Genomic DNA, 22,155 nt, shown 5'->3' on the forward strand with positions numbered 1-22,155 from the left:
CATTTTCAAAGGGGAAACTGTTGCCCATTTCGGGAGCTTTACGACGTGGTGTCGTTCGATTACTCGAGAAACGCGACGCACGTCGAGCGAGAAAGGCGCCGCCGCCCGACACCCGGGAGATCCGCATTCTCCTGCTCCACGCCTACGGCCTGGGTGGCACGATCCGCACCGTCTTCAACCTGGCCGCCCACCTGGCCGATGACCATGACGTCGAGATCGTCAGCCTCGTCCGCGAGCTCCCGGAATTCTTCTTCGAACCGCCGCCCGGCGTGCGGATCACGTATCTCGATGATCGGGTCGACGGCAGAAAAGGACTTCTCAACCGTTTCCGGAGCCGGCTGACGCCGCCCGACGAGGCCGCCGCCCACTGGTACACCCTGAAGACCGACCTCGCGCTCGCCAGGTACATCCGCAGTCGGCGCGGGGGCGTCCTGATCGGAACCCGGCCGGCCCTGAACCTGCTGATCGCCCGGTTCGCCGGACCCGAGGTGATCACCATCGGTCAGGAGCACGCCAACCTCCCGTCCCACGGGGAGGAGACCAGGAAGCAGATCGTCCGGCGCTACGGCCGCCTGACCGCCGTCGCCACGCTGACCGAGACCGATCTGGAGTCGTACCGGAAGGCGTTGAGGAAGAGGCCGCCGGCCCATCTGGTCCGCATCCCCAACGCTGTGCCGAAACTGAACGCCCCGCCCGCCACCCGCACCGCGCCGGTCGCCGTGGCCATCGGGCGGCTCGCCCACGTGAAGGGCTACGACCTGCTGATCCGCGCCTGGGCCCACGTCCACAAGGTCCACCCTGACTGGGAGCTGCGCATCTACGGCTCGGGCGCCCGCCACGACAAGCTCCAGGCGTCGATCGAGAAGCGCGAGCTCACCGGCTGCGTGAAGCTCATGGGCCCGGCCACCGACGTGGGCGCGGTGCTGGCCGAGGCGTCGATCAACGTGCTCAGCAGCCGCCGCGAGGGCATGCCGATGACCATCCTTGAGGCCATGAGCGTGGGCGTCCCGGTCGTCGCCTACGACTGCCCGACCGGCCCGGCCGAGATCATCAGCGACGGCCACAACGGCCTGCTCGTCCCGGCCGGGAAGATCCACGCCATGGCCGACGCCATCGGCCGCCTCATCGCCGACCCCGACCTGCGCACCAAGCTCGCCGAGAACGGGCTGGTCACGGCGGAGGAGTACGACATCAGCGCGGTCGGGCCCCAGTGGGAGGAACTGCTCAGCGCTTGCGCAGCGGCGTCTCCTCGGCCAGGCGGGACAGTTTCTCCGGGTTCCTGACGTAGTAGAGCTCGGTGATCAGGCCGTTCTCGGCGTGCATCGTCAGGATGCCGTCGAGTTCGCCCTCCAGGTAGCAGAGGAAGGCCGGCCAGCCGTTCGACTCGGTCGGCTCCATCGACATGACCGGGCCGAAGGACCGCAGCACGGCGGCGTAGAACCGGACCATCTTCGCGGCCCCCACCAGCGGCCGGGGCATGGCCTGCACGACGCCGCCGCCGTCGGCCAGCAGGACCACGTCCGGGGCCAGCACGTCGAACAGGGCCTGCATGTCGCCCGTCTCGATCGCCCGCTGGAAGGCGGCCATCGCGCCCCTCGTCTGCTCCCGCGAGGACGTGCCGCGCGGGCGGCGGGCGGCGACGTGCTCGCGGGCGCGGTGGGCGATCTGCCGGACCGCCGCCGGGTTCTTGCCGACGGCCTCGGCGACCTCGGCGTAGTCGAAGGCGAACACCTCGCGCAGCACGAAGACGGCCCGTTCCGTCGGGGTGAGGGTCTCCATGACCAGCAGCATCGCCGTCGAGAGGCTGTCGGCCAGTTCGACGTCCTCGGCGACGTCGGGCGTGGTCAGCAGGGGTTCGGGGAGCCACGGGCCGACATAGGTCTCCTTGCGGCGGCCGAGGGCGCGCAGCCGGCCGAGGGCCTGCCGGGTGGCGATGGTGACCAGGTAGGCGTGCTGGTCGCGGACCGCCGAGAGGTCGACGCCGCTCCACTTCAGCCAGGTCTCCTGGACGACGTCCTCGGCGTCGGCGGCCGAGCCGAGCAGCTCGTAGGCGACGGTGAAGAGCAGGGCGCGGTGGGCGACGAACGTCTCCGTCGCGGGATCGGTCATGTCCATCAGACGCCGGAAACCATTCTTTCGTGACATGTCACAGAAAGGGAGTTCGGAGCATCTCCTGTCTGAAGCGACCCGACAAGGAGATGACAATGAAGATCGTGGTGATCGGCGCCGGGTACGCCGGCACGTACGCGGCCAACATCCTGGCCAGGAGGACCAAGGCCGAGATCACGGTGGTCAACCCGCGCGGCCACTTCGTCGAGCGGGTGCGGCTGCACCAGCGGCTGTCGGGCACCTCCCCGGCGCGGGCCCCGCTCACGTCGATGCTGCGGGCCGGGATCACGACCCGGGTGGGCACCGTCGACAAGATCGGCGACGGGCTCGTCACCCTCGGCGACGGAGCCTCGCTCGCGTTCGACCACGCGGTGCTCGCCGTCGGCAGCACGGCCGAGCCGATGCCCGGCGCCATCGCGGTCGGCACCTGGGAGGGCGCCGAACAGGCCCGCGCGGCGCTCGCGGCGCTGGAGCCGAAGGCCGTCGTGACCGTCGTCGGGGGCGGCCCGACGGGCATCGAGACGGCCGCCGAGGTCGCCGCCGCCCGGCCCGACCTGCGGGTCCGGCTCGTGGGCAGCGCCGTCGCCGGTGGCATGGCCGAAGGAGCGCGGCGCCGCGTGCGCGCCGGGCTCGACAGGCTGAAGGTCGAGGTCGTCGAAGACGGCGTCACGGCGGTGGCCGACGGCCGGGTGGCGCTCCGCTCCGGCACGGCGCTCGCCTCCGACCTCACCCTGTGGGGCATCGTGTCGGGCGTCCCCGACCTCGCCGCGCGCAGCGGCCTCACCGTCGACGGGGAGGGCCGTCTCGTCGTGGACGAGTTCCTGCGCAGCGTCGACGACCCGCGGATCTTCGCCGCCGGCGACTGCGCGTCGGTGCCGGGGGCGCGGATGTCGTGTCAGGCGTCCGAACCCCAGGGCGCGACGGCGGCCATGAACGTGGCCCGGTCGATCCAGGGCCGCGAGCTGACCCCTCACGTCGTGCGGTTCGTCGCCGTCTGCGTCAGCCTCGGCCGGGCCGACGCGGTGGCCCAGTTCACCCACTTCGACGACTCCCCGCGCAGGGCCTACCTGGCCGGACGGGCCGGGGCCGTGCTCAAGGAGCAGGTGACCCGGGGGACCGTCTTCGGGGCGAAGGCGGGCATCCCGTTCAGATAACTCGAAATACATCCGACCTGTAGGTAGCTGCGACGGGATCAACCGGTCAGAAATCCGCTCGAAGTCGAGGAAACATCGGATGCCAACCCTTGTTTCAGGGTTGTTTCGATGCTATTTCCTTGACTGACCCCTCACCTGACCGGAGGATCCCGTGCGTCGCCGAAGATTAGGCATTGCCGGACTGACCGCGTTGGTCATGCTCACGGGCATGACCGCGATCACCCAGAGCCAGGCCGCGGCGCTGGCGCTCCCCCCGACCGACGACCTGACGCTGTGGTACAACTCGCCGGCGACGAACTGGGAGACCCAGGCGCTGCCGATCGGCAACGGCCCGCTGGGCGCGAAGCTGTTCGGCGGGGTGGCCTCCGAGCAGATCCAGTTCAACGAGAAGACCCTGTGGACCGGCGGCCCCGGCGCGCAGGGCGGCTACAACCACGGCAACTGGACGTCCCCGCGCCCCGGGGCCATCGACAACCTCCAGGCGCAGATCGACCAGCAGGGCCGGATCACTCCGCAGACCGTGGCCAACGCTCTCGGCCAGGGCAAGACGAACTTCGGCAGCTACCAGACCTTCGGCGACCTGTTCCTCGACTTCGCCAACCCGCCGTCGAGCACCACCGAATACCGCCGCGAGCTCAGCCTCCGCGAGGCCGTCGCCCGGGTCGGCTACACTGCCGGCGGCGTCGAGTACACCCGTGAGTACTTCGCCAGCAACCCCGGCAACGTTATCGTGGCCCGCATCTCGGCCAACCAGACCGGCCGGGTCTCCTTCACGCTGCGGCACACCTCGCCGCGCAGCGACAAGACCGTGACCGCCTCGAACGGCCGGTTGACCATCAAGGGCGCGCTGGCCAACAACGGCCTGAAGTTCGAGGCCCAGGTCCAGGTCGTCAACCAGGGCGGCACCCGCACCGACTCAGGCGACCGGGTCACCGTGACCGGGGCCAACAGCGTGGTGCTCGTGCTGTCGGCCGGCACCAACTACTCCGACGCCTACCCGGCCTATCGGGGCGCCGACCCGGCGGCGGGCGTCACCTCGCGGGTCACCGCCGCCGCGGCCCAGACCTACGACGCGCTGAAGGCCGCCCACCTGGCCGACTACAAGAGGCTGTTCGACCGGGTGAAGCTGAACATCGGCCAGTCGAACCCGACCGTGCCGACCAACACGCTGCGGAGCAACTACACCGGCGGCTCGTCGGCGCAGGACCGGGCGCTGGAGGCGATGTTCTTCGCCTACGGCCGCTACCTGCTGATCTCCTCCTCGCGGGAGAACGACATCCTCCCGGCCAACCTCCAGGGCGTGTGGAACAACGTGGTGAACCCACCCTGGGACGCCGACTACCACGTCAACATCAACCTGCAGATGAACTACTGGCCCGCCGAGCAGACCAACCTCCGCGAGACCACCAAGCCTTACGACCGCTACGTGAACTCGATGGTCGCCCCCGGCCGGGTCACCGCGCAGAACATGTACGGCGCCCGGGGCTGGGTGGTCAACAACGAGACCAACCCCTACGGCTTCACCGGCGTGCACAACTACCCGCAGTCGTTCTGGTTCCCCGAGGCCGCCGCCTGGACCACCCAGCACCTCTACGACAGCTACCGCTTCAACGGCGACCTCACCTACCTGCGCGACACCGCCTACCCGGCGATCAAGGGCGCGGCCGAGTTCTGGCTCGACTTCCTGCACACCGACCCGCGCGACAACCGCCTCGTCGTCTCGCCGTCCTACTCCCCGGAGAACGGCGACTTCTCGGCCGGGGCGTCCATGTCGCAGCAGATCGTGCGTGAGGTGTTCACCAACGCCCTGGCCTCGGCCCGTGCGCTGGGCGTGGACACCGCGCTCCAGGCCGAGCTCACCACCGCGCTGTCGCGGCTCGACCCGGGGCTGCGCATCGGCCGCTGGGGTCAGCTCCAGGAGTGGAAGACCGACTGGGACTCCCAGACCGACACCCACCGCCACGTCTCCCACCTGTTCGCCCTCCACCCGAGCAACCAGATCCTCCCGGGCACGGCCGAGGCCAACGCGGCCCGCGTCTCGCTGAACGCGCGCGGCGACGGCGGCACCGGCTGGTCGAAGGCCTGGAAGATCAACTTCTGGGCACGTCTCCTCGACGGCAACCGCGCCCACAAGCTGCTGTCGGAGCAGCTCAAGTCGTCCACGCTCGACAATCTGTGGGACACCCACCCGCCGTTCCAGATCGACGGCAACTTCGGCGCGACCTCGGGGGTGGCCGAGATGCTCGTGCAGAGCCAGCACGACACCGTCCATGTGCTGCCCGCCCTGCCCTCCACCTGGGCGAACGGCTCGGTGACGGGGCTGAAGGCGCGCGGCGACATCACCGTCGACACCACGTGGAAGTCGGGCGCGGCCGAGACGGTTGTCCTGCGGCCCGCGCGGACCGGCCCCGTCAAGCTCCGCACCGCCGCCGCCACGGGCGCCTACTCGATCAAGGACGAGGCCGGCGCGACCGTCACCGCCACCCGGACCGGCGACACGCTGAGCTGGACGGCGACCGCGGGGAAGACGTACACGATCAGTTTCACCACCACCGGCGGCGGGACCACCCAGACCGTCGAGGGTGAGGCGTTCACCTCGCAGTCCGGCGTCCAGGCGGCCGGCCACACCACCGCCAGCGGCGGCCAGACCGTCGGCTACATCGACAATGGCGACTGGGCGGCCTACTCGCAGGTCAGCACGGCGAGCCTGCGGACCTTCAGCGCCCGGGTGTCCTCCGGCGGGCCCGGCGGGACGATCACGATCAGGGCCGGGTCGCCGACGGGCGCCGTGCTCGGGTCGGTGGCGGTCGCGCCGACCGGGAGCTGGGACACCTTCACCACCGTGTCGACGACGCTGACCGGCTCGGGCTCCGGCCCGCTCCACCTGGTCTTCAGCGGCGGCGCGGGCAGCCTGCTCGACGTCGACATGATCACCGTGTCGACCCAGGGCGGCACCGGCCCGCAGCCGCAGACCGTCCAGGGCGAGGCCTGGACCTCGATGAGCGGGGTGCAGCAGGCCGACCACCCGAGCGCGCAGGGCGGCTACTCGGTCGGCTACATCGACAACGGCGACTGGACGGCCTACTCGGGCGTCAACACCTCGGGCCTGACCAGCTTCAGCGCCCGGGTGTCGTCGGCCGGGGCCGGCGGCACCATCCAGGTGCGGTCGGGATCGCCGACGGGGACCTTGCTGGGCTCGGTCGCGGTGAGCCCGACGGGCGGCTGGGACACCCACGTGACCGTCTCCACCACGTTGACCGGCTCGGCCTCCGGCCCGATCCACCTGGTCTTCGTCGGAGGCGCGGGGTCACTGTTCGACGTGGACTCCTTCACCGTCTCTTAACGCTTTCTGGAATGGGAGAGGCGCCCCTCCACGAGGAGGGGCGCTTTCTCATTTCTCCGTACGAACCAGCTCCGGCCGGAACGCGATGATCAGGCCGAGCGTGGCGTAGCCGACGAGCAGGTGGGCCGCGCCGACGAGGCTGCCCGCCTCCGGGCCGAGCAGGCCCATGCTGGGGATCGACACCACGGCCCAGCTCTCCGCGACGACCGGCCACACCCGGGCCAGACCGCGCCAGCGGCCGGCGAAGGCGACCTTCACCCCGATCACGAACATGCCGAGCATCGAGAGCGGCCAGAAGACGTCCAGGACGGCCAGCCAGTCGGCCTCCCGCTGACCGGGCAGGACGGCGTGCAGCAGGCTCCAGACCATGGCGGGGACCAGCAGCACCCGCTCGACCTGGAGCATGATCCGGGCGGTGCGGGAGGTCCCGGTCGCCCGGGTCCGGATCATGAGGGCCAGCAGGCACATCAGCCCGGTCTGAAAGGCCAGGCCGCCGAGGTCGGTGAGCAGCCAGCCGAGGTCCGTGGCGGGCTGGAAGCCGTAGGCGAAGCTGAGGGCCGACCACAGCAGGGCGCCGGTGGACAGCCCGAGGGCGAGCCGGCGGATCGTCGTGTCGGAGAGGGTCGCGGCGGGGGCGGGGGGTGCGGTGAGCGTCATCGTCAGTCCTTCGTTTTCGGGAACACCTGAATCCTGCGGACCCGGCGGCCTGGGCCGTCAGGGCGTGGCGTCCCGTTTCGGGGGCCCAGACGACGCCCGGAAAAAACAGGACACGCGTCCTAGGGACTTGGCTGACCAGCTCAGGCACACTTTGCAGGTGCAGAAGCTGAGGCCGGGGCCGGTGCTCTTCGCGGTCGCGCTGACCGCCCTGCCCGTCGCGGCCCTGCTCGACGTACGGGTCCCGGGCGCCCACCGCGCGGTGCTGCAACTCCAGGCGGGCTCGCTCGACTCGCTGACCGGGGTCGCGCTCGCGGCGGCCGGGATGACCGTGCTCGGCCGGTTCCCGCGCCACGCCCTCGGGTGGCTGATGTCGGTCTTCGGCGCGTGGTGGGCGATCGACGGGCTGGCGTCGTCGTGGCTGGCGTACGCGACGGCTTTCGACCTGCCGGGCGGTTCGGCGGCCTTCCTCGTCTACCAGCGGTTCGGCGCGGGCCTCGTGCTGCTGCTGCCGCTGGTCCTGGTGCTGTTCCCCGACGGCAGGCTGCCGACGGGCTGGTGGCGCGGGATCGCGCTGGTCAGCCTGGGGCTGACGAGCCTGCTGCCGCTGGCGCTGATCGCGGCGCCCTCCGAGATCGCCCAGGCCACCTCGGAGTCAGGGCCCATTCCGGCGCCGCTGCGGGCGTTGAACCTCGACCTGCTCTACCTGCCGCTGCCCGACGAGGTCTGGACGGTCCTGCTGCGGGTGGCCCAGCTCTGCGTGCCGCTGAGCCTGGTCGCCCCGTTCGTGGTGGTCGTCCGGCGCTACCGGGGGTCGGCCGGGCTCGACCGGATGCGGCTGCGCTGGCTGGTCTGGGCGGGCGTGGTCGACCTCATGGTCATGCTGACGTTCCGGCTGCTGCCCGGCTCGTGGACGGCCATCGGCCTGGCCGCCGGGGTGACCCTCACGGCCGGGGCGGTCGCGGTCGGCATCGTCCGGCCCGACCTGGTCGACGTCGACCGGCTGCTCGGCGGAACCGTCGTCTACGCGCTGCTGCTGGCGCTGACGTTCGTGCTCGACCTGGTCGTGCTGGGCAGCGTCGGGCAGTTCCTCGGCTCGCGGCTCAACGACGGGGAACGCCTGGTCATCGCGGTGTTCGCGGTCGCCATCGCCTACGCGCAGCTCCGCCACCGGCTGTGGCGGCTGGTCCGCCGCTGGGTCATGGGCGACCGCGACGACCCCTACCACGTGGTCTCCGGCCTGGCCGAACGGCTGGAGGCCACCGACGACTCCGAGGCCCAGCTCCTCACCCTGGCCCGCACCGTCCGGCGGGCGTTCCGGTCCTCCTACGCCGGCGTCGAGATCACCGACACGCTGCTCGTGGAGGACGGCGAGCGCCCGGCCGAGACCCGCGCCCTGCCCATCGCCTACCGGGGCGAGCGCATCGGCCGGCTGGTGCTGCCCGCCAGGGCCACCCGGCTCTCCGGCGACGAGAAGCTGCTCGCCGACGTGATCCGGCAGGCAGCGGCGGCGGCGAAGGCGGTCCACCTGGCGGAGGAGTTGCAGCGCGGCCGGGAGAGGATCGTGTCCGCGGTCGAGGACGAACGCCGGCGGCTGCGCCGCGAACTGCACGACGGCCTCGGCCCGACCCTTGCGGCGGTCGCCGCCCGCATCGACATGGCCAGGATCACCGCCCGCCGCTCCGGCGAGGACGCCGACCAGATCCTCGGCCAGGCCCGCCAGGAGCTGACCGGCCTGCTCGCCGAGGTGCGCCGCCTGGTCCACGGCCTGCGCCCGCCCGCCCTCGACGACGTGGGCCTGGTCGGCGCGATCCGCCAGCTGGCCCCAGGCCTGACCATGCGCGTCGAAGAGCACGGCGACCTGACCGGCCTCCCCGCCGCGGTCGAGGTCGCCGCCTACCGGATCGCCGCCGAGGCGATCACCAACGTCCGCCGCCACGCCCACGCGACCACCTGCACCGTGACCCTGACGCGGTCAGAGGGGGCCCTGGAGGTCGAGATCACCGACGACGGCGACGGCTTCGCCCCCGACGCGTTCGCCGGGGTGGGCCTGGTCTCGCTCCGCGAACGCGCCGCCGAACTGGGCGGCGCCTGCGTGGTCGCCCCCCGCGAACCGAGAGGAACCCGGGTGTGGACGCGCCTCCCCGCCCGCGACGAGGTGACGGTATGAGCATCACAGTCCTGGTCGTGGACGACCACCCGGTCTTCCGCGAGGGCTTCGCCGCCCTCCTGGGCAGCATCGGCGAGATCGACGTCCTCGGCACGGCCTCCAACGGCCGCGAAGCCGTGGACAAGGTCGCGCGCCTGCACCCCGACGTGGTCGTCATGGACGTCTCGATGCCCGGGATGGACGGCATCGAGGCCACCCGCCGCGTCCTGGCCGAACGCCCGGAGACCGGCGTCGTCGTCCTCACCATGTCGGAGGAGGACGGCACCATCTTCGACGCCCTCCGCGCCGGCGCCCGCGGCTACCTGCTCAAAGGCGCCGAACCCGACGAGGTCGTCCGCGCCATCACCACCGTGGCCGGCGGCGGCGTCGTCTTCGGCGCGGTCCTGGCCACCCGCATCGCCGACTTCCTCGGCCCGAGGCCCCCGGCCGTCTCCGGCGAGACCTTCCCGACCCTGACGGCCCGGGAGCGGGAGGTCCTCGACCTGGTCGCGGCAGGCCTGTCCAACAGCCAGATCGCCACCCGCCTCTTCCTGTCGCAGAAGACGGTCCGCAACCACGTCTACGCCGTGGTCACCAAACTCCAGGCAGCCGACCGAGCCGAGGCCATCATCCGAGCAAGGGACGCCGGCCTCGGCCGATAGCCGGGTCTACCAGCGGTCGGCGACCTGGGGGGCGATCAGTTCGTCGTAGATCTCGTTGACGGCGGCCAGGGTCTCGCCGGTCAGGGGGGAGAGGCCGGCGGCGGCGCTGTTGGCGCGGGCCTGGCCCGGGTTGCTCGCGCCGGGGATGACAGCGGTCACACCGGGCTGGTCGATGATCCAGCGCAGCGCGAACTGGGCCATCGTCGCGCCCTCGGGGACCAGCGGCGACAGTCGGCGGACCGCCTCCAGGCCGGTCTCGTAGTCGACGCCGGAGAAGGTCTCGCCGACGTCGAAGGCCGCGCCGTGGCGGTTGTAGTTGCGGTGGTCGTTCTCCGGGAAGGTGGTGCTGGCGTCGTACCGGCCGGAGAGGAGACCGCTCGCGAGCGGGACGCGGGCGATGATGCCGACCCCGGCCTTCTGGGCGGCGGGCAGGACGTCGGCGAGCGGGCCGAGGCGCAGCATGTTCAGGATGATCTGGACGCTGGCCACCCCCGGACGGGCGATCGCCTTCAGCGCCTCCTCCCTGGTCTCCACGCTGACCGCGTAGTTCTTCACGCGGCCCTCCTCGACCATGGTGTCGAGGGCGTCGAAGACCTCGTCGGCCGAGTAGACCGGGGTGGGCGGGCAGTGGAGCTGGACCAGGTCGAGGGTGTCGACGCCCAGGTTGCGGCGCGAGCGGTCGTTCCAGGCCCGGAAGTTGCCGAGGTTGTAGTTCTCCGGGACCTGCTCGACCCGGCGGCCCATCTTGGTCGCGACCAGGATGTCCGGGTGGTCCTTGATGAAGCGGCCGATGAACTGCTCGCTGCGGCCGTCGCCGTAGACGTCGGCCGTGTCGAAGAAGTCGACGCCGGTCTCGACGGCCGCCTCCAGGACCTCGAAGGCGGTCGACTCGCTGACGTCGCCCCAATCGGCGCCGAGCTGCCAGGTGCCGAGTCCGACCACGGACACGTCGCGACCGGTGCGGCCAAGTGTGCGGTGTTCCACGCGTTTCCTTCCTCAGTGGAATCTGCAGGTCCCGAGACTAGTCACCCGAGATCAGCGCTTCGGCGTCGAGGACGTCCCCGACCACGTGATCAGCCAGGGAATCAGCCAGGGAATCAGCCAGGGAATCAGCCAGGGAGCCGCCCGGCTCCCGGGTCACCCAGATCGTGCGGAGCCCGGCGGCGCGGCCTCCCTCGATGTCGGCGGTGAGGTTGTCGCCCACCATCCAGCCGCCCTCCGCGATGGAGGCCCCGCATCGGGTGGCGGCGATGGCGAACAGGGCCACGTCGGGCTTCCTGATCCCCTCGATCCCGGAGAGCGCGTATCCGTCGACCGCCGCCGCCAGCCCGGTGGCCTTGAGCTTGCCGAGCTGGTTGTCGGCCGTTCCGTTGGTCACGATGCCGACCTTCCAGCCCCGGCTCCGCAGGCGGGCCAGCATGGCGAGGACCTCGGGGCGGCATTCGACGAGCTGCGGCATCCGGGCGCGGTAGGCGGCCCACAGGTCGTCGGCCGACGCCCGGAGGTCGAAGTGGTACCGGATCCAGCGGAACATCAGGTCGCGGTGGGGGATGTCGAGGTCCAGGATCCACCGCAGCCCGTCGGCGCCCAGGTCGTGGGCCGCGGCGAACTCGGCGGCCCAGGCGCCGAACGCCCCGTCGAGGTCGATCAGCGTGTTGTCCATGTCGAAAAGGGCCAGCCGTTGCACGCGGCTGACTCTATAGAGGCGACACAGCCGGTCGCGCGGCCCAAGATGATCACGTTCGCCGGGCCACGGGGGCCGGCGTGGACGTGAGGAATCGCCGATGAGCTGGGTTCTTGCCGCTTTCCTGCTGACCGGAGTGCCGGGCATGCCGACCATGGCCGAGGCGGTGAACCAGCTCGGCGCCCTTGAGGTGGCCGAGGAACGGAACGCCTCGACCTACGACCGGGTGCTCTTCCCCCACTGGACGACCGTCGCCGGCACCTGCAACACCCGCGAGACCGTGCTCAAGCGCGACGGGGTGGACGTCGTCACCAACGCGGCCTGCCGGCCCGTCTCCGGCACCTGGCACAGCCCCTACGACGGCGGCATCTGGACCGTCGACTCCGACGTCGACATCGACCACATGGTCCCGCTCAAGGAGGCCTGGCGGTCGGGGGCCTGGGCGTGGACGACGGAGAAGCGCCGCCAGTTCGCCAACGATCTCGCCGGGCCGCAGCTCTGGGCGGTGACCGACAACGTCAACCAGGCCAAGGGCGACAAGGACCCGTCGGCCTGGAAGCCGCCGCTGCCGGAGTTCTGGTGCGCGTACGCGAAGGCCTGGATCGCGGTGAAGCACGCGTACACGCTGACTCTTCAGCCGGAGGAGAAGGCGGCGCTGCTGGACATGCTGCTCACCTGCTGAGGCAACGACTCGGGAAAATGCCTTCAAACCACCACGAAACGGTTGTTAGTTTCGGCAAGAGGAGGTGGTGGCGATGACCAGTGCCCGAGAGGTCAAAGATCGCTGTATCGAGGCCTACAACAGGCACGACGTCGAGCGGATCACCCAGGACTTCGCGCCCGGCGGGGTTCTGGTCACGCCGGCGGGGATCCAGGAGGGCCGGGAGCAGGTCGCCTGGTACTACGCCCACTGGTTCACGGCGTTCTCCGACATCAAGGTGACCGCGTGGACGCTCCCGACGACCGAAGATCCGGCCGTCACCGAATTCACCCTGACCGGCACCCATGACGGGCCGTTCCTGCTCAACGACGGCTGGGAACTGCCCGGCACGGGGAGGCGGATCGCGCTGCGCGGGGTCTCGGTGTCGACGATCGAAGACGGGTTGATCGTCAGCGACCGCGACTACTACGACCAGCTGGAACTGTTCAGCCAGCTGGGGATGCCGATGACCGTCACACCGGTCTGAGCTCGGCGACCTTCGGGAACGGGCGCGGGTAGGCCGCGCCCAGGCCGAACTGGCCCGCCAGGGTGTCGGCGAACGCCGCCGCGATGCGGAGTTCGCCGTCGCCGTTGGGGTGGGTGCCGTCCCAAGTGTGGGCCGAGGCGACGAACTCGGCGTGGGTGGCGGCGATGACGATCGGGGAGCGCACGGTCGTCATCTCGCAGGCCGTCAGGATCAACCGGCGGTTGAACTCCGACACGCGGGCGTTGAACTCGGGGTCGACGCTGGCCTTGTGGGTGTCGAGGAGGGTACCCAGGATGATCTTCACGTCGTTGTTGCCGGTGCGGGCGTTGGAGATGAAGGCGCGCAGGTTGGCCTCGTTCTGGTCGGCGGAGTGGCCGTACCAGAACAGGTCGTTGATCCCCAGCAGGACCAGCAGGTATTCGGGGCGGTGGGCGGCCACCTTCTGGGCGATCTCCGCCATCTCCAGGCAGTAGGGGCGGCCCCACTGGGCGTTGTGGTCTGGGTCGAAGTCGGGGTCGGCGTAGGTGAGATCGCCGTCGCCGACCTCGGGGGTGTCGATGGCGTCGAGGTCGTTGCGGGGGCCGACGAAGTCGAGGGCGATGCCGTGGTGCTTCAGGTGCTTGAAGAGCCGATAGCGCCAGGTCCAGTCGCCGCTGCTGCCGTGGCTGATCGAGTCTCCGACGATCATCATGGTGACAACGCTCATAATCACTGAATGTAGCCGCAAGAACACGGTTCGTCATTCAGGAGATCTCATGCTGCCTCTGCACATGCGCCGCGAGGAGTTCGATCCGCACCCCGAGCTGACCGGGCTGCTCCGGCAGGAGGGCCTGGTCCGGGTCCCGACGCTCTTCGGCGGGCCCGACGCGTGGCTCGTCACCCGCTACGACGAGGTGCGCGACGTGCTGCGCGACACCGAGACGTTCAGCAACGCCCGGAGCATGGAGCTGCGGCTGCCCGAGCTCCCCGAGCCGACGCCCGAGGAGAAGGCCCAGATGAGCGCGGGCGCGATGCTCATGATGGACCCGCCCGAGCACACCCGGCTGCGGCGGATGCTGACGCCCGAGTTCACGATGCGGCGGATCAGGCGGCTGGAGCCGAGGGTGACGGAGATCGTCCACGACCACCTCGACGCGATGGAGGCCAAGGGGTCGCCGGCCGACCTGGTCACCGACTTCGCGCTGCCGGTGCCGTCGCTGGTGATCTGCGAGCTGCTGGGCGTGCCCTACGAGGACCGGGTGGCGTTCCAGGAACGCACCGCCACGATCATGGACTTCGCCCGCACCCCCGAGGAGCGCCTCGACGCGCAGCGGGAGGCGCGCGTCTACATGGCCGACATGGTCGCCCGCCACCACGCCTCGCCGGGCGACGACCTGCTGGGGATGCTCATCCGGGAGCACGGCCATGACCTGGGCGTCGACGAGCTCATCGGGATCGGCGGGCTGCTGCTGATCGCGGGCCACGAGACGACCGCGAACATGCTGGCCTTGGGCACGCTCGCGCTGCTGCGCCACCCCGAGCAGCTCGCCCGGCTGGACGACCACGTCGACGGGGCGGTGGAGGAGCTGCTGCGCTACCTCAGCATCCTCCACGCCGGCGCCGCGAAGATCGCCACCCGCGACGTCGTGCTCTCGGGCACGACCATCCGCGAGGGCGAGGTCGTCATCCTGTCGCTCCCGGCCGCCAACCGCGACCCCGCGTTCGTCGACGACCCCGGCCGCCTGGACATCGGCCGGGAGAACCTCGCGCACGTCGCCTTCGGCTACGGCGCGCACCACTGCCTCGGCGCGCCGCTCGCGCGGATGGAGATGCGGATCGCCTTCCCCGCGCTCTTCGCCCGGTTCCCCGGGCTGCGCGAGACCGACCCGCCGGCCGAGTTCCGTCCCCATCACTTCGTGTACGGCCTCACGACGCTCCCCGTCGCCTGGTAGGGAGCGCCGCGAGCCCGAAACTTTCAGCCGACCCGGCAGGACACCGTGGGCCAGGTGCTGTTGCCGTTGCGCATGATCGTCACGCCCCAGTTGTTGCCGCTGCCGTTCGGGCGCGCGGTCAGCGTCTGGGCGTTGGGGTAGCTGGCGGAGATGTTCCACGTCGAGCTGATCTTCGCGGGTGACGGGACGTTCATCGTGACCGTCCAGTTGTTCGAACCGGTCACCGAGACGTTCAGGTTGTAGCGGTCACTCCACGACTGGCCCGCCGACAGGCTGGCCGTGCACGAGCCGCCGCCGGAGGTCGGCGTGGGCGTCGGGGTGGGGTTCGGGGTCGGGTTGTTCCCGCCGGTCGGGGCCACCGCGCGGCCCGTGGTCGGGGAGATCATCCCGGCGCACAGGTTGCGGCTGGCCAGGTTCTGGGCGATCTGCGGGACGGCGGCCACGGTGGTGGCGTACTGGTCGTGCATCAGGATGACCTGGCCGTTCTGCAACCGGCCGGCCGCCTGGACGATGGCCGAGGTGCTCGCGCCGTTCCAGTCCTGGGAGTCGACGTCCCAGAGCACCTCGGTCAGGCCGAGCTGCTGCTCGATCGAGCGCAGGGTCGCGTTGGTCTCGCCGTAGGGCGGGCGGAACAGGCGCGGGGCGGTGCCGGTGGCCGACTGGATGGCGGTCTGGGTGCGGGACAGTTCCGACTGGATCGCCGAGCTGCTCATCTGGGTCAGGTGCGGATGAGTGTAGCTGTGGTTGCCGACCCACATCCCGGCGCTGACCTGGGCGCGGACCAGCGAGGGGTTGGCGGCGGCGTTCTGGCCGGTGTTGAACATGGTGGCCCGCAGGCCGGCGTTGCGCAGCGCGTTGAGCAGGGTGTTGGTGTTGCCGCCAGGACCGTCGTCGTACGTCAGGCCGACGTAGCCGGCGCTGCAGTCGGCGGCCTGCGCCGGGATGGAGACCAGCGCCCCGGTCAGGGCGACGGCGGCGGTGAGCAGGATCGCTTTCAAACGCATCACGAAACCTCCGGGTGGTGCACGGCGGGTGGAGGTAGGGGAGCGGCTACCGATGCACATTCTGGGAACGTGTTACGAAAATTGTCAATCAGTAACAGAAACTTTCGGTACTTGACGGGGGAGGCGGCCCCGACGCACGATCATCGTGCCTTCTGGTCAGGAGGAGGCAGTCCGTTCACCGCTCCCGAGCCAGGTGTTGTGATGCCGAAAATCCTCCTGCGCGCTGCGTCGTTGCTGCTGCTGACGCCGCTTCTCACCCCCACCGCCGCCCATGCCGACCCGCCCGCAGCCGTTCCGGTGACCGTGAACGCGCGCGCCGGGCTGGCCGTCGTACCGGACACCGGAATCGGCGCCAACCACGCCGTCTGGGACACCACGCTGGGCGCCAACGACACCGCCGACCTGCTGAAGGACGCCGGGGTGCAGGTCGTGCGCTATCCCGGCGGCTCCTACTCCGACATCTACCACTGGGAGACCCACACCGCCCCCGGCGGCTACGTCGCCCCCAACACCGACTTCGACACGTTCATCGCGGGCGCCCGCCGGACCGGCGCGAAGCCGATGGTGACCGCCAACTATGGCACCGGCACCGCCGAGGAGGCCGCCGGTTGGGTCGAGTACGCCAACGTCACCAAGGGCTACGGCGTCAAATACTGGGAGATCGGCAACGAGAACTACGGCAACGGCCGCTACGGCACCCCGTGGGAGGCCGACGAGCGCGCCGACAAGAGCCCGGCCGAATACGCCCGCCAGGTGGTCGCCTACGCCGACGCGATGAAGGCCGTCGACCCGACGATCAAGATCGGCGCCGTGCTGACCACGCCGGGCGAGTGGCCCGACGCCATCACCGCCTCCGGCGACGCCGGGCCGTGGAACCAGGTCGTCCTGACCGACGCCGCCGCGAAAATCGACTTCGTGATCGTGCACTGGTACCCCGGCGCGACCAACCGCACCGACCGGATCGCCGACATGGTCCAGCTCACCAAGGAGCAGGTCGCCCGCTACACCGGCCGCTCGGACATCGGCATCGCGATGACCGAGTTCAACACCGGCAGCAGCGCCAACGGCGCGACCACCCAGCCCGGCGCGGTCGCCGCCGCCGACTCCTACGCCCAACTGCTCGCGGGCGGCGTCTTCTCGGTCGACTGGTGGAACGTCCACAACGGCATCGGCGCGGTCAGCCAGGTCGCCGGCCACACTGACTACGGCGACTTCGGCCTGCTGTCGAGCGCCGGCTGCACCAGCGACGGCACGGTGTGCGAACCGGCCTTCAACACCCCGTTCGCGCCCTACTTCGCCCTCCAGATGATGAGCAGGTTCATCCGCCCGGGAGACCAGTTCGTCAAGGCCACCACGGGCAACCCGGCCGTCGTCGCGCACGCCGCCCGCCGCCCCAACGGCGACCTCGCGGTCCTGCTGCTGAACACCTCCCACGACACCACCCACACGGTCAGCCTCGGCTACCAGGGCTTCACCCCGTCGGCCGCCGCCCCCACCGGCTGGCTCCACACCAACGGCGCGACCGCCCTGTCCCCGACGCCCTCGACCACCCTCGCCCCGCTGTCGATGACCACCTTCGTCGTCAAGGCCTCCTCGAACCCGAGCGGCCTGCCCGGACGCCCCGGCCAGCCGGTCGTCTCCGACGTCACCGGCACGACCGCCACCGTGACCTGGCCCGCCGCGACCGCCGGATCACGGCCGATCAGCAAGTACGAACTCCACAACCAGGCCGGCGGCCAGCTCGGCGAGACCCCCGGCACCACCCTCAACCTGGCCAACCTGATCCCGAACACCCGCTACACCCTCAACGTGATCACCCGCGACACCGGCGGCGGCACCTCCCGCCCGTCGGTCCCGCTGACCTTCACGACGGGCAACCCGGCGCCGGGAGGATGCAAGGTGGTCGTCACCGACGCGTCCAACTGGGGCAACGGCTACGTCGGCTCACTCGACATCACCAACCTGGGCGACCCGATCGACGGCTGGACACTGACCTTCACCTGGCCGCGCACCTGGCAGAGCCTCGGCAGCGGCTGGAACGGCACGTGGACCCAGACGGGCCAGTCGGTGACGGTGACCAACGCCGACTTCAACAAGACCGTGGCGACGGGCGCGACGATCAACATCGGGTACGTGGGCAACTACGGTGGCCCGAACATCTATCCCACCGGCTTCAAACTGAACGGCCGCGTCTGCGGCTGACCGCTCTCCGATGAGGTGCCGGACCGCCCGGACGGCCTGAGCCGGGGGGTCCGGCACCAACGTGCGCGTGGAGGTGGGTTGATCGCGGAGCGTTCGACGAAGTCGCCGCTATCCCGCGTGATGATGTACCCGATCGGGCCGCATGCCTTTCTGTCGGCAGAAAGGTTCGACATTGCGCAGGACTTCAGTTGAAGATGTCTTCTGCGCGTTCTGCGAGAATTGCCCGCTCCACCCACATGTCAAGCGTGTCCGTGTCGGCGCATTCGCTGATCTGTGACCGCGACTCGTCAGTAAGGGCAAGGCCGCGCTTCTCGATCAAGCGCACAAGGATCCTTCGCAGGGTGTCGAGTTGTCCGGCGGCCTGTCCGTCGGCGTAGTTCGTCACCGCGACGATGCTGTGGCGTTCGGGCTTGATCATCGTCATGAGAGTCTCCAACTCCCTCTTCGCGGCCTCAGACAGTCGCTTGGCCACGTACTCAACGTACAGGACGGTCTTTGACGGCTCGATGGCGTTCAACGCGTGAACGACGGCTTTCAGCACGTCACGGTTCTCGTTCCCGTGAATGGCACCGGACAGCAGAGTCAGTTCGGGCGTCTCGACGGCGGTCTCGGGATCGGTGATCACAGGGACGGCATCAGGGCCGATCACCAGCGGGGTCAAGGTCAGGCCGGGGTGGCCGATGGGGATGGGGGCGGCGCAGCGGCGGGCGGTTCGGCGCTCGGGGGCGTAGACCACGAGTGTGGTCGGGCAGCGGCGCCGCGCCCAGAGGTTCGCCACGTAGGGGAACCAGTCGTAGATCTTGTCCTTCTCATAACGGAGCTGGACTTCCACGATCACCGCCATGACGACTTTGTCGCCGTCAAGGAAGAGCACCACCGAGTCGCTGTGATGCTCGGTCACCTTGGTCTCGTTCATTCCGGAATGGTCGATCCGGAGCGAGGTGTGCTTCGGGGGACTGACTCCTAATTCGGTGAGAAATCGAGTGACAAGGGAAGGGGAATCCCGAATGAGCTCTAGAGGGATCTCATGCTCGGTCGACACCATGGCGAGGAATTTACCTCAGTCCAATCGAACTGGCGATCGAACATTTAAGATAAAACCCCCGCCAATCCCACCATTTCGCGAGTGAAATTTCATTCTCGGCGCTAGGCGGTCTGGCCGCCGTCCAGCGGAATGCGCGCCCCGTTGAGGTACCCCGACTCGTCCCCCGCCAGGAACACCGCCATGTCGGCGACGTCCGTCACGGTCCCGATCCGCCGGGACGGGATGGCCTCCAGGTCGACGTAAGGCTGGGCGTGCAGCGACATCGGCGCGTCGACGACGGGCAGCGTCAGGGCGTTGGCGGTCAGGCCGTACGGCCCGTACTCGTGCGCCCACGTCTGCGTCAAGTTCTCCAGCGCCGCCTTGCTGGCGTTGTACACGGACGACCCGGGCCAGGCCCGGACCACTCCCGTGCTGGAGATGTTCACGATCCGCCCGCCCGGCTTCTTGATCAGGTACGGCACCACGTCCCGCGTCACCAGATAGGCCGCCCGGAAGTTGAGCCCGACGATCCGGTCGAACTCCTCGTCGCTGACCTGGTCGGTCACCGTGTCACCGAAGGCGGCGGCGTTGTTGACCAGCACGTCGAGCCCGCCCCGCGCCTCGACGGCCGCGACCAGGGCCGCCCGGGTCGCGGCCCGCGTCAGGTCTCCCGGCACGAACGTGGCGTCACCGATCTCCGCGGCGATCCGTTCCCCGAGCTCGGCCCGGCGACCGGTGAACACCACGGCCGCCCCTTCGGCGCCGAAGCGCCGGGCGATGCCCTCGCCGATCCCGGACGTGCCGCCGGTGACGAGCGCGATCTTTCCTGAAAGTCTCATGCCCCCGACGCTAGAAGCGGGAGGTTCATAAGATCAAAGACTGATCATCGATACGTCGATAAGCTGAGCCTATGAACTTCGAGCTGCGCCACCTGGAGGGCTTCGTCGTCCTGGCCGAGGAGCTCCACTTCGCCCGCGCCGCCGAACGCCTCCACATCGCCCAGCCGGCCCTGTCGCAGCAGATCCAGAAGCTCGAATCGGTCCTCGGCGTCGAACTGCTGATCAGGGAGAAACGCCGCACCCGCCTCACCCACGTCGGCGAGCTGTTCCTGGTCGAAGCCCGCCGCACGCTCGCCCAGGCCAGGGTCGCCCAGTCGGTGGCCGACCGTGCCAGACGAGGGGAACTGGGCCGCCTCAGGGTGGCGTACATGCCGACGACCTCGTCGGGCCCGTTCCTGGCGATGCTCGCCGACTTCCGCGACCGCCACGCCGACGTCGAGATCGACCTCTTCGAGCTCCCCCTGGGGGCCACGACCCGGCCCCCCGACGTGGACGTCGCCTTCATCTCCCGCATCGGCGACATCGACTGCCCGGAGGGGACGATCCTCTCGGTCGAACCGTTCATCGCGGCCCTGCCGGTCAACCATCCCCAGGCGGCCGAACCGGTGATCGAGGTGGCCGACCTCTCTCACGATTCCTTCGTCGTCCTGGACCTGGCCGACTGCCCGCAGTGGGGCGAGACCGTCCACGGCATGTGCGCGACGGCCGGTTTCCGCCCCAACGTCACCCACCGCGTCTGCCAGGTCTCGACCCAGCTCATGAGCGTCGCGGCGGGGCTCGGCGTCGCCCTCGTCCCGGCCTCCGCGCAGGGCCTGCGCAGGGAGGGGGTGGCCTTCGTCCCGCTGAAGGGCCCTACGGCCACGATCAGCGCGGCGGCCCTGTGGCGGTCCGCCGACGCGTCACCGGTGCTGGCGAGGTTCGTCCACGACCTTCGCGCGAAGACGTGAGAGGGCCGTGCGGCGAGATGCCGCACGGCCCCGAGGGTCAGCGGCGCGGGCGGGGCTGCACGTACGGCGGCCCGGCGAACACCAGGTCAGACTTGATCGAGTTGTAGGCGCGCTTCGGCTGGTAGTTCTCGTCGTAGAGGGTCGCCAGGCCCTCCGGCGGGTTGGTGAACCACGTCGGCACCCACGAGTGCTTGTCCGTGAAGCCCCACACCGTGTACGACAGGCAGTTCCGGTTCAGCAGGCACGCCTGCAGCAGCACGCTGAAGTTCGACGCCGACGCCTGGAGGCGCGGGTTGATCTCGTTGGTGTCGCCGGCCTGGACCCCCGCGGTCATCTGGCTCCGCACGTCGACCTCGGTGAACGCCGAGACCATCCCCAGGTCGGAGAAGGCGTCGAGGGTCTCCTTCACCTGGAAGGCGTCGAAGTTGCCGTACTGGGTCCCCAGGTGGCCCTGGGAGCCGAAGCCGTCGATCGGGACGCCCTGGGCGCGCAGGTTCTTGATCAGGTTGTAGATGAACCACACCTTGTCGGAGGGCCCGCGGTCGCCGAAGGCCTCCATGTTGTAGTCGTTGTAGAACAGCAGCGCGTGGGGGTCGGCGGCGCGGGCCCAGCGGAAGGCGTCGGCGATGTAGGTCGGGCCGAGGTTCTGGGCCCAGAAGCCCTTCAGGTGGATCTCCGAGGGGGTGTCCCACGGGTCGCTGGCGGCCTCGTTGACGACGTCCCACTGCCAGATCTTGCCCTTGTAGCGCTTCACCACGGTCGTGATGTGCTTCTTGAGCAGGTCGCGCAGTTCGGTCTTGGAGATCGTGCCGTTGGCGACGCCCTCGGTCAGCCACGCCGGCAGCTGGTTGTGCCAGACGAGCACGTGCCCGCGGATCTTCTGGTTGTTCTTCCTGGCGAAGTCGATCAGCTTGTCGGCCTCGGCCCAGTCGTAGGTGCCGCGGGTGGGCTCCAGGCTCTCCCACTTCATGGCGTTCTCGTGGGTGACGCTGCTGAACTCGCGCGTCGCGATGGCCTTGTACTGGGGCTCGGCGAGGGCGTCGTTGCTGATCGCGGTGCCGATCGCGAGGTTGTGCCGGGCTGCTAAGGCTTTCAGGCTCTGGTCCTGTACGGCCGGAGGCCGTCCGTTGGCCGACACGGGCCCTTGGCTGAGCACCGCAACAAGTCCGAGCGCTGTGGCCGTGATGACCACCAGTCGTCTCATCGAACTCTCTCCTTGGGGGGTCAGGCTCCAAAATGTTTCGGAGATGTTCCGAAATCGAATGC

Annotated in this window: 19 protein-coding genes; 10 read left to right on the forward strand and 9 right to left on the reverse strand. The window is 69.8% G+C overall.

The annotated features are described in order from the left end of the window. Window positions 1-20 precede the first annotated feature (20 nt). Entirely contained in the window at window positions 21-1,283 is a 1,263-nt protein-coding gene (locus tag AW270_RS05060) for a glycosyltransferase family 4 protein (RefSeq protein WP_245674570.1), read from the forward strand. Here the strand turns inward: AW270_RS05060 and AW270_RS05065 are convergent. Next, entirely contained in the window at window positions 1,225-2,109 is an 885-nt protein-coding gene (locus AW270_RS05065) for an RNA polymerase sigma-70 factor (RefSeq protein WP_082801340.1), read from the reverse strand. The genes AW270_RS05060 and AW270_RS05065 overlap by 59 nt on opposite strands. Before the next feature lie 95 nt (window positions 2,110-2,204). Between AW270_RS05065 and AW270_RS05070 the strand changes: the two genes are divergently transcribed. Together AW270_RS05070 and AW270_RS05075 are read left to right on the forward strand one after the other, a co-directional pair. Beyond that, window positions 2,205-3,263 (forward strand): NAD(P)/FAD-dependent oxidoreductase, encoded by a 1,059-nt coding sequence (locus tag AW270_RS05070; RefSeq protein ID WP_061291086.1) that lies wholly within the window; start codon window positions 2,205-2,207, stop codon window positions 3,261-3,263. A gap of 208 nt (window positions 3,264-3,471) precedes the next feature. After that, window positions 3,472-6,606, forward strand: a complete 3,135-nt coding sequence (locus tag AW270_RS05075) for a glycosyl hydrolase family 95 catalytic domain-containing protein (protein WP_157521702.1) — start codon at window positions 3,472-3,474, stop codon at window positions 6,604-6,606. Window positions 6,607-6,654: 48 nt separating this feature from the next. Here the strand turns inward: AW270_RS05075 and AW270_RS05080 are convergent, their stop codons facing one another. Next, window positions 6,655-7,263: a hypothetical protein gene (locus tag AW270_RS05080; protein ID WP_061291088.1), complete on the reverse strand. Its 609-nt coding sequence runs from the start codon at window positions 7,261-7,263 to the stop codon at window positions 6,655-6,657. A gap of 157 nt (window positions 7,264-7,420) precedes the next feature. Between AW270_RS05080 and AW270_RS05085 the strand changes: the two genes are divergently transcribed. Both AW270_RS05085 and AW270_RS05090 read left to right on the forward strand, forming a co-directional pair. Next, window positions 7,421-9,430, forward strand: coding sequence for a sensor histidine kinase (locus tag AW270_RS05085; RefSeq protein ID WP_157521703.1), 2,010 nt, complete (start codon window positions 7,421-7,423; stop codon window positions 9,428-9,430). Next, window positions 9,427-10,071 carry a response regulator gene (locus tag AW270_RS05090; protein WP_061291092.1) on the forward strand — a complete coding sequence of 215 codons (645 nt, stop codon included), beginning with the start codon at window positions 9,427-9,429 and terminating at the stop codon, window positions 10,069-10,071. Before AW270_RS05085 ends, AW270_RS05090 begins: the two co-directional genes overlap by 4 nt. A 6-nt stretch (window positions 10,072-10,077) precedes the next feature. On the opposite strand, the gene AW270_RS05095 is transcribed toward AW270_RS05090, so the two are convergent. Beyond that, on the reverse strand, window positions 10,078-11,055 hold the full coding sequence (locus AW270_RS05095; protein ID WP_061291094.1) for an aldo/keto reductase: 978 nt from the start codon (window positions 11,053-11,055) through the stop codon (window positions 10,078-10,080). Between the two features lie 37 nt (window positions 11,056-11,092). Then, window positions 11,093-11,758 carry an HAD family hydrolase gene (locus AW270_RS05100; protein WP_061291096.1) on the reverse strand — a complete coding sequence of 222 codons (666 nt, stop codon included), beginning with the start codon at window positions 11,756-11,758 and terminating at the stop codon, window positions 11,093-11,095. A gap of 97 nt (window positions 11,759-11,855) precedes the next feature. Between AW270_RS05100 and AW270_RS05105 the strand changes: the two genes are divergently transcribed. Then, window positions 11,856-12,437 carry an HNH endonuclease family protein gene (locus AW270_RS05105; protein WP_061291098.1) on the forward strand — a complete coding sequence of 194 codons (582 nt, stop codon included), beginning with the start codon at window positions 11,856-11,858 and terminating at the stop codon, window positions 12,435-12,437. Window positions 12,438-12,510: 73 nt separating this feature from the next. Then, window positions 12,511-12,942, forward strand: a complete 432-nt coding sequence (locus AW270_RS05110) for an ester cyclase (RefSeq protein ID WP_063819114.1) — start codon at window positions 12,511-12,513, stop codon at window positions 12,940-12,942. Here AW270_RS05110 and AW270_RS05115 read toward each other — a convergent pair. Continuing rightward, window positions 12,929-13,648 carry a GDSL-type esterase/lipase family protein gene (locus AW270_RS05115; protein WP_082801305.1) on the reverse strand — a complete coding sequence of 240 codons (720 nt, stop codon included), beginning with the start codon at window positions 13,646-13,648 and terminating at the stop codon, window positions 12,929-12,931. The two genes, AW270_RS05110 and AW270_RS05115, sit on opposite strands and share 14 nt — an antisense overlap. 49 nt (window positions 13,649-13,697) lie before the next feature. On the opposite strand from AW270_RS05115, the gene AW270_RS05120 reads away from it, so the two are divergent. Beyond that, window positions 13,698-14,873 carry a cytochrome P450 gene (locus tag AW270_RS05120; protein WP_061291104.1) on the forward strand — a complete coding sequence of 392 codons (1,176 nt, stop codon included), beginning with the start codon at window positions 13,698-13,700 and terminating at the stop codon, window positions 14,871-14,873. 23 nt (window positions 14,874-14,896) lie between these two features. Here AW270_RS05120 and AW270_RS05125 read toward each other — a convergent pair whose 3' ends face one another. Further along, the gene (locus tag AW270_RS05125) at window positions 14,897-15,877 is read right to left on the reverse strand and encodes a polysaccharide deacetylase family protein (RefSeq protein ID WP_061291105.1); all 981 of its coding nucleotides are present in this window, start codon (window positions 15,875-15,877) and stop codon (window positions 14,897-14,899) included. A 201-nt stretch (window positions 15,878-16,078) separates the two neighbouring features. On the opposite strand from AW270_RS05125, the gene AW270_RS05130 reads away from it, so the two are divergent. After that, window positions 16,079-18,079 (forward strand): cellulose binding domain-containing protein, encoded by a 2,001-nt coding sequence (locus AW270_RS05130; protein WP_061291107.1) that lies wholly within the window; start codon window positions 16,079-16,081, stop codon window positions 18,077-18,079. Window positions 18,080-18,263: 184 nt separating this feature from the next. On the opposite strand, the gene AW270_RS05135 is transcribed toward AW270_RS05130, so the two are convergent. Both AW270_RS05135 and AW270_RS05140 read right to left on the reverse strand, forming a co-directional pair. Then, the gene (locus AW270_RS05135; protein ID WP_061291109.1) at window positions 18,264-18,995 is read right to left on the reverse strand and encodes a hypothetical protein; all 732 of its coding nucleotides are present in this window, start codon (window positions 18,993-18,995) and stop codon (window positions 18,264-18,266) included. 230 nt (window positions 18,996-19,225) lie between these two features. Further along, entirely contained in the window at window positions 19,226-19,942 is a 717-nt protein-coding gene (locus AW270_RS05140) for an SDR family NAD(P)-dependent oxidoreductase (protein WP_061291111.1), read from the reverse strand. Between the two features lie 71 nt (window positions 19,943-20,013). Between AW270_RS05140 and AW270_RS05145 the strand changes: the two genes are divergently transcribed. Beyond that, the gene (locus AW270_RS05145) at window positions 20,014-20,889 is read left to right on the forward strand and encodes a LysR substrate-binding domain-containing protein (protein WP_061291113.1); all 876 of its coding nucleotides are present in this window, start codon (window positions 20,014-20,016) and stop codon (window positions 20,887-20,889) included. A gap of 37 nt (window positions 20,890-20,926) precedes the next feature. Here the strand turns inward: AW270_RS05145 and AW270_RS05150 are convergent, their stop codons facing one another. Beyond that, window positions 20,927-22,093, reverse strand: a complete 1,167-nt coding sequence (locus AW270_RS05150) for an endo-1,4-beta-xylanase (RefSeq protein WP_061291115.1) — start codon at window positions 22,091-22,093, stop codon at window positions 20,927-20,929. Window positions 22,094-22,155: the final 62 nt, after the last annotated feature.

It is taken from the genome of Herbidospora cretacea (assembly GCF_001570605.1).
Classification (GTDB): Bacteria; Actinomycetota; Actinomycetes; order Streptosporangiales; family Streptosporangiaceae; genus Herbidospora; species Herbidospora cretacea.

Excerpts from the sequence above, each read along its gene's own strand:
- AW270_RS05075 (WP_157521702.1), top strand. The coding sequence starts at position 3,472 with ATGACCGCGATCACCCAGAGCCAGGCCGCGGCGCTGGCGCTCCCCCCG.
- AW270_RS05145 (WP_061291113.1), top strand. The coding sequence starts at position 20,014 with ATGAACTTCGAGCTGCGCCACCTGGAGGGCTTCGTCGTCCTGGCCGAG.
- AW270_RS05130 (WP_061291107.1), top strand. The coding sequence starts at position 16,079 with ATGCCGAAAATCCTCCTGCGCGCTGCGTCGTTGCTGCTGCTGACGCCG.
- AW270_RS05140 (WP_061291111.1), bottom strand. The coding sequence starts at position 19,942 with ATGAGACTTTCAGGAAAGATCGCGCTCGTCACCGGCGGCACGTCCGGG.
- AW270_RS05105 (WP_061291098.1), top strand. The coding sequence starts at position 11,856 with ATGAGCTGGGTTCTTGCCGCTTTCCTGCTGACCGGAGTGCCGGGCATG.
- AW270_RS05090 (WP_061291092.1), top strand. The coding sequence starts at position 9,427 with ATGAGCATCACAGTCCTGGTCGTGGACGACCACCCGGTCTTCCGCGAG.
- AW270_RS05125 (WP_061291105.1), bottom strand. The coding sequence starts at position 15,877 with ATGCGTTTGAAAGCGATCCTGCTCACCGCCGCCGTCGCCCTGACCGGG.
- AW270_RS05135 (WP_061291109.1), bottom strand. The coding sequence starts at position 18,995 with ATGAACGAGACCAAGGTGACCGAGCATCACAGCGACTCGGTGGTGCTC.
- AW270_RS05150 (WP_061291115.1), bottom strand. The coding sequence starts at position 22,093 with ATGAGACGACTGGTGGTCATCACGGCCACAGCGCTCGGACTTGTTGCG.
- AW270_RS05080 (WP_061291088.1), bottom strand. The coding sequence starts at position 7,263 with ATGACGCTCACCGCACCCCCCGCCCCCGCCGCGACCCTCTCCGACACG.
- AW270_RS05070 (WP_061291086.1), top strand. The coding sequence starts at position 2,205 with ATGAAGATCGTGGTGATCGGCGCCGGGTACGCCGGCACGTACGCGGCC.
- AW270_RS05115 (WP_082801305.1), bottom strand. The coding sequence starts at position 13,648 with ATGAGCGTTGTCACCATGATGATCGTCGGAGACTCGATCAGCCACGGC.
- AW270_RS05065 (WP_082801340.1), bottom strand. The coding sequence starts at position 2,109 with ATGACCGATCCCGCGACGGAGACGTTCGTCGCCCACCGCGCCCTGCTC.
- AW270_RS05110 (WP_063819114.1), top strand. The coding sequence starts at position 12,511 with ATGACCAGTGCCCGAGAGGTCAAAGATCGCTGTATCGAGGCCTACAAC.
- AW270_RS05120 (WP_061291104.1), top strand. The coding sequence starts at position 13,698 with ATGCTGCCTCTGCACATGCGCCGCGAGGAGTTCGATCCGCACCCCGAG.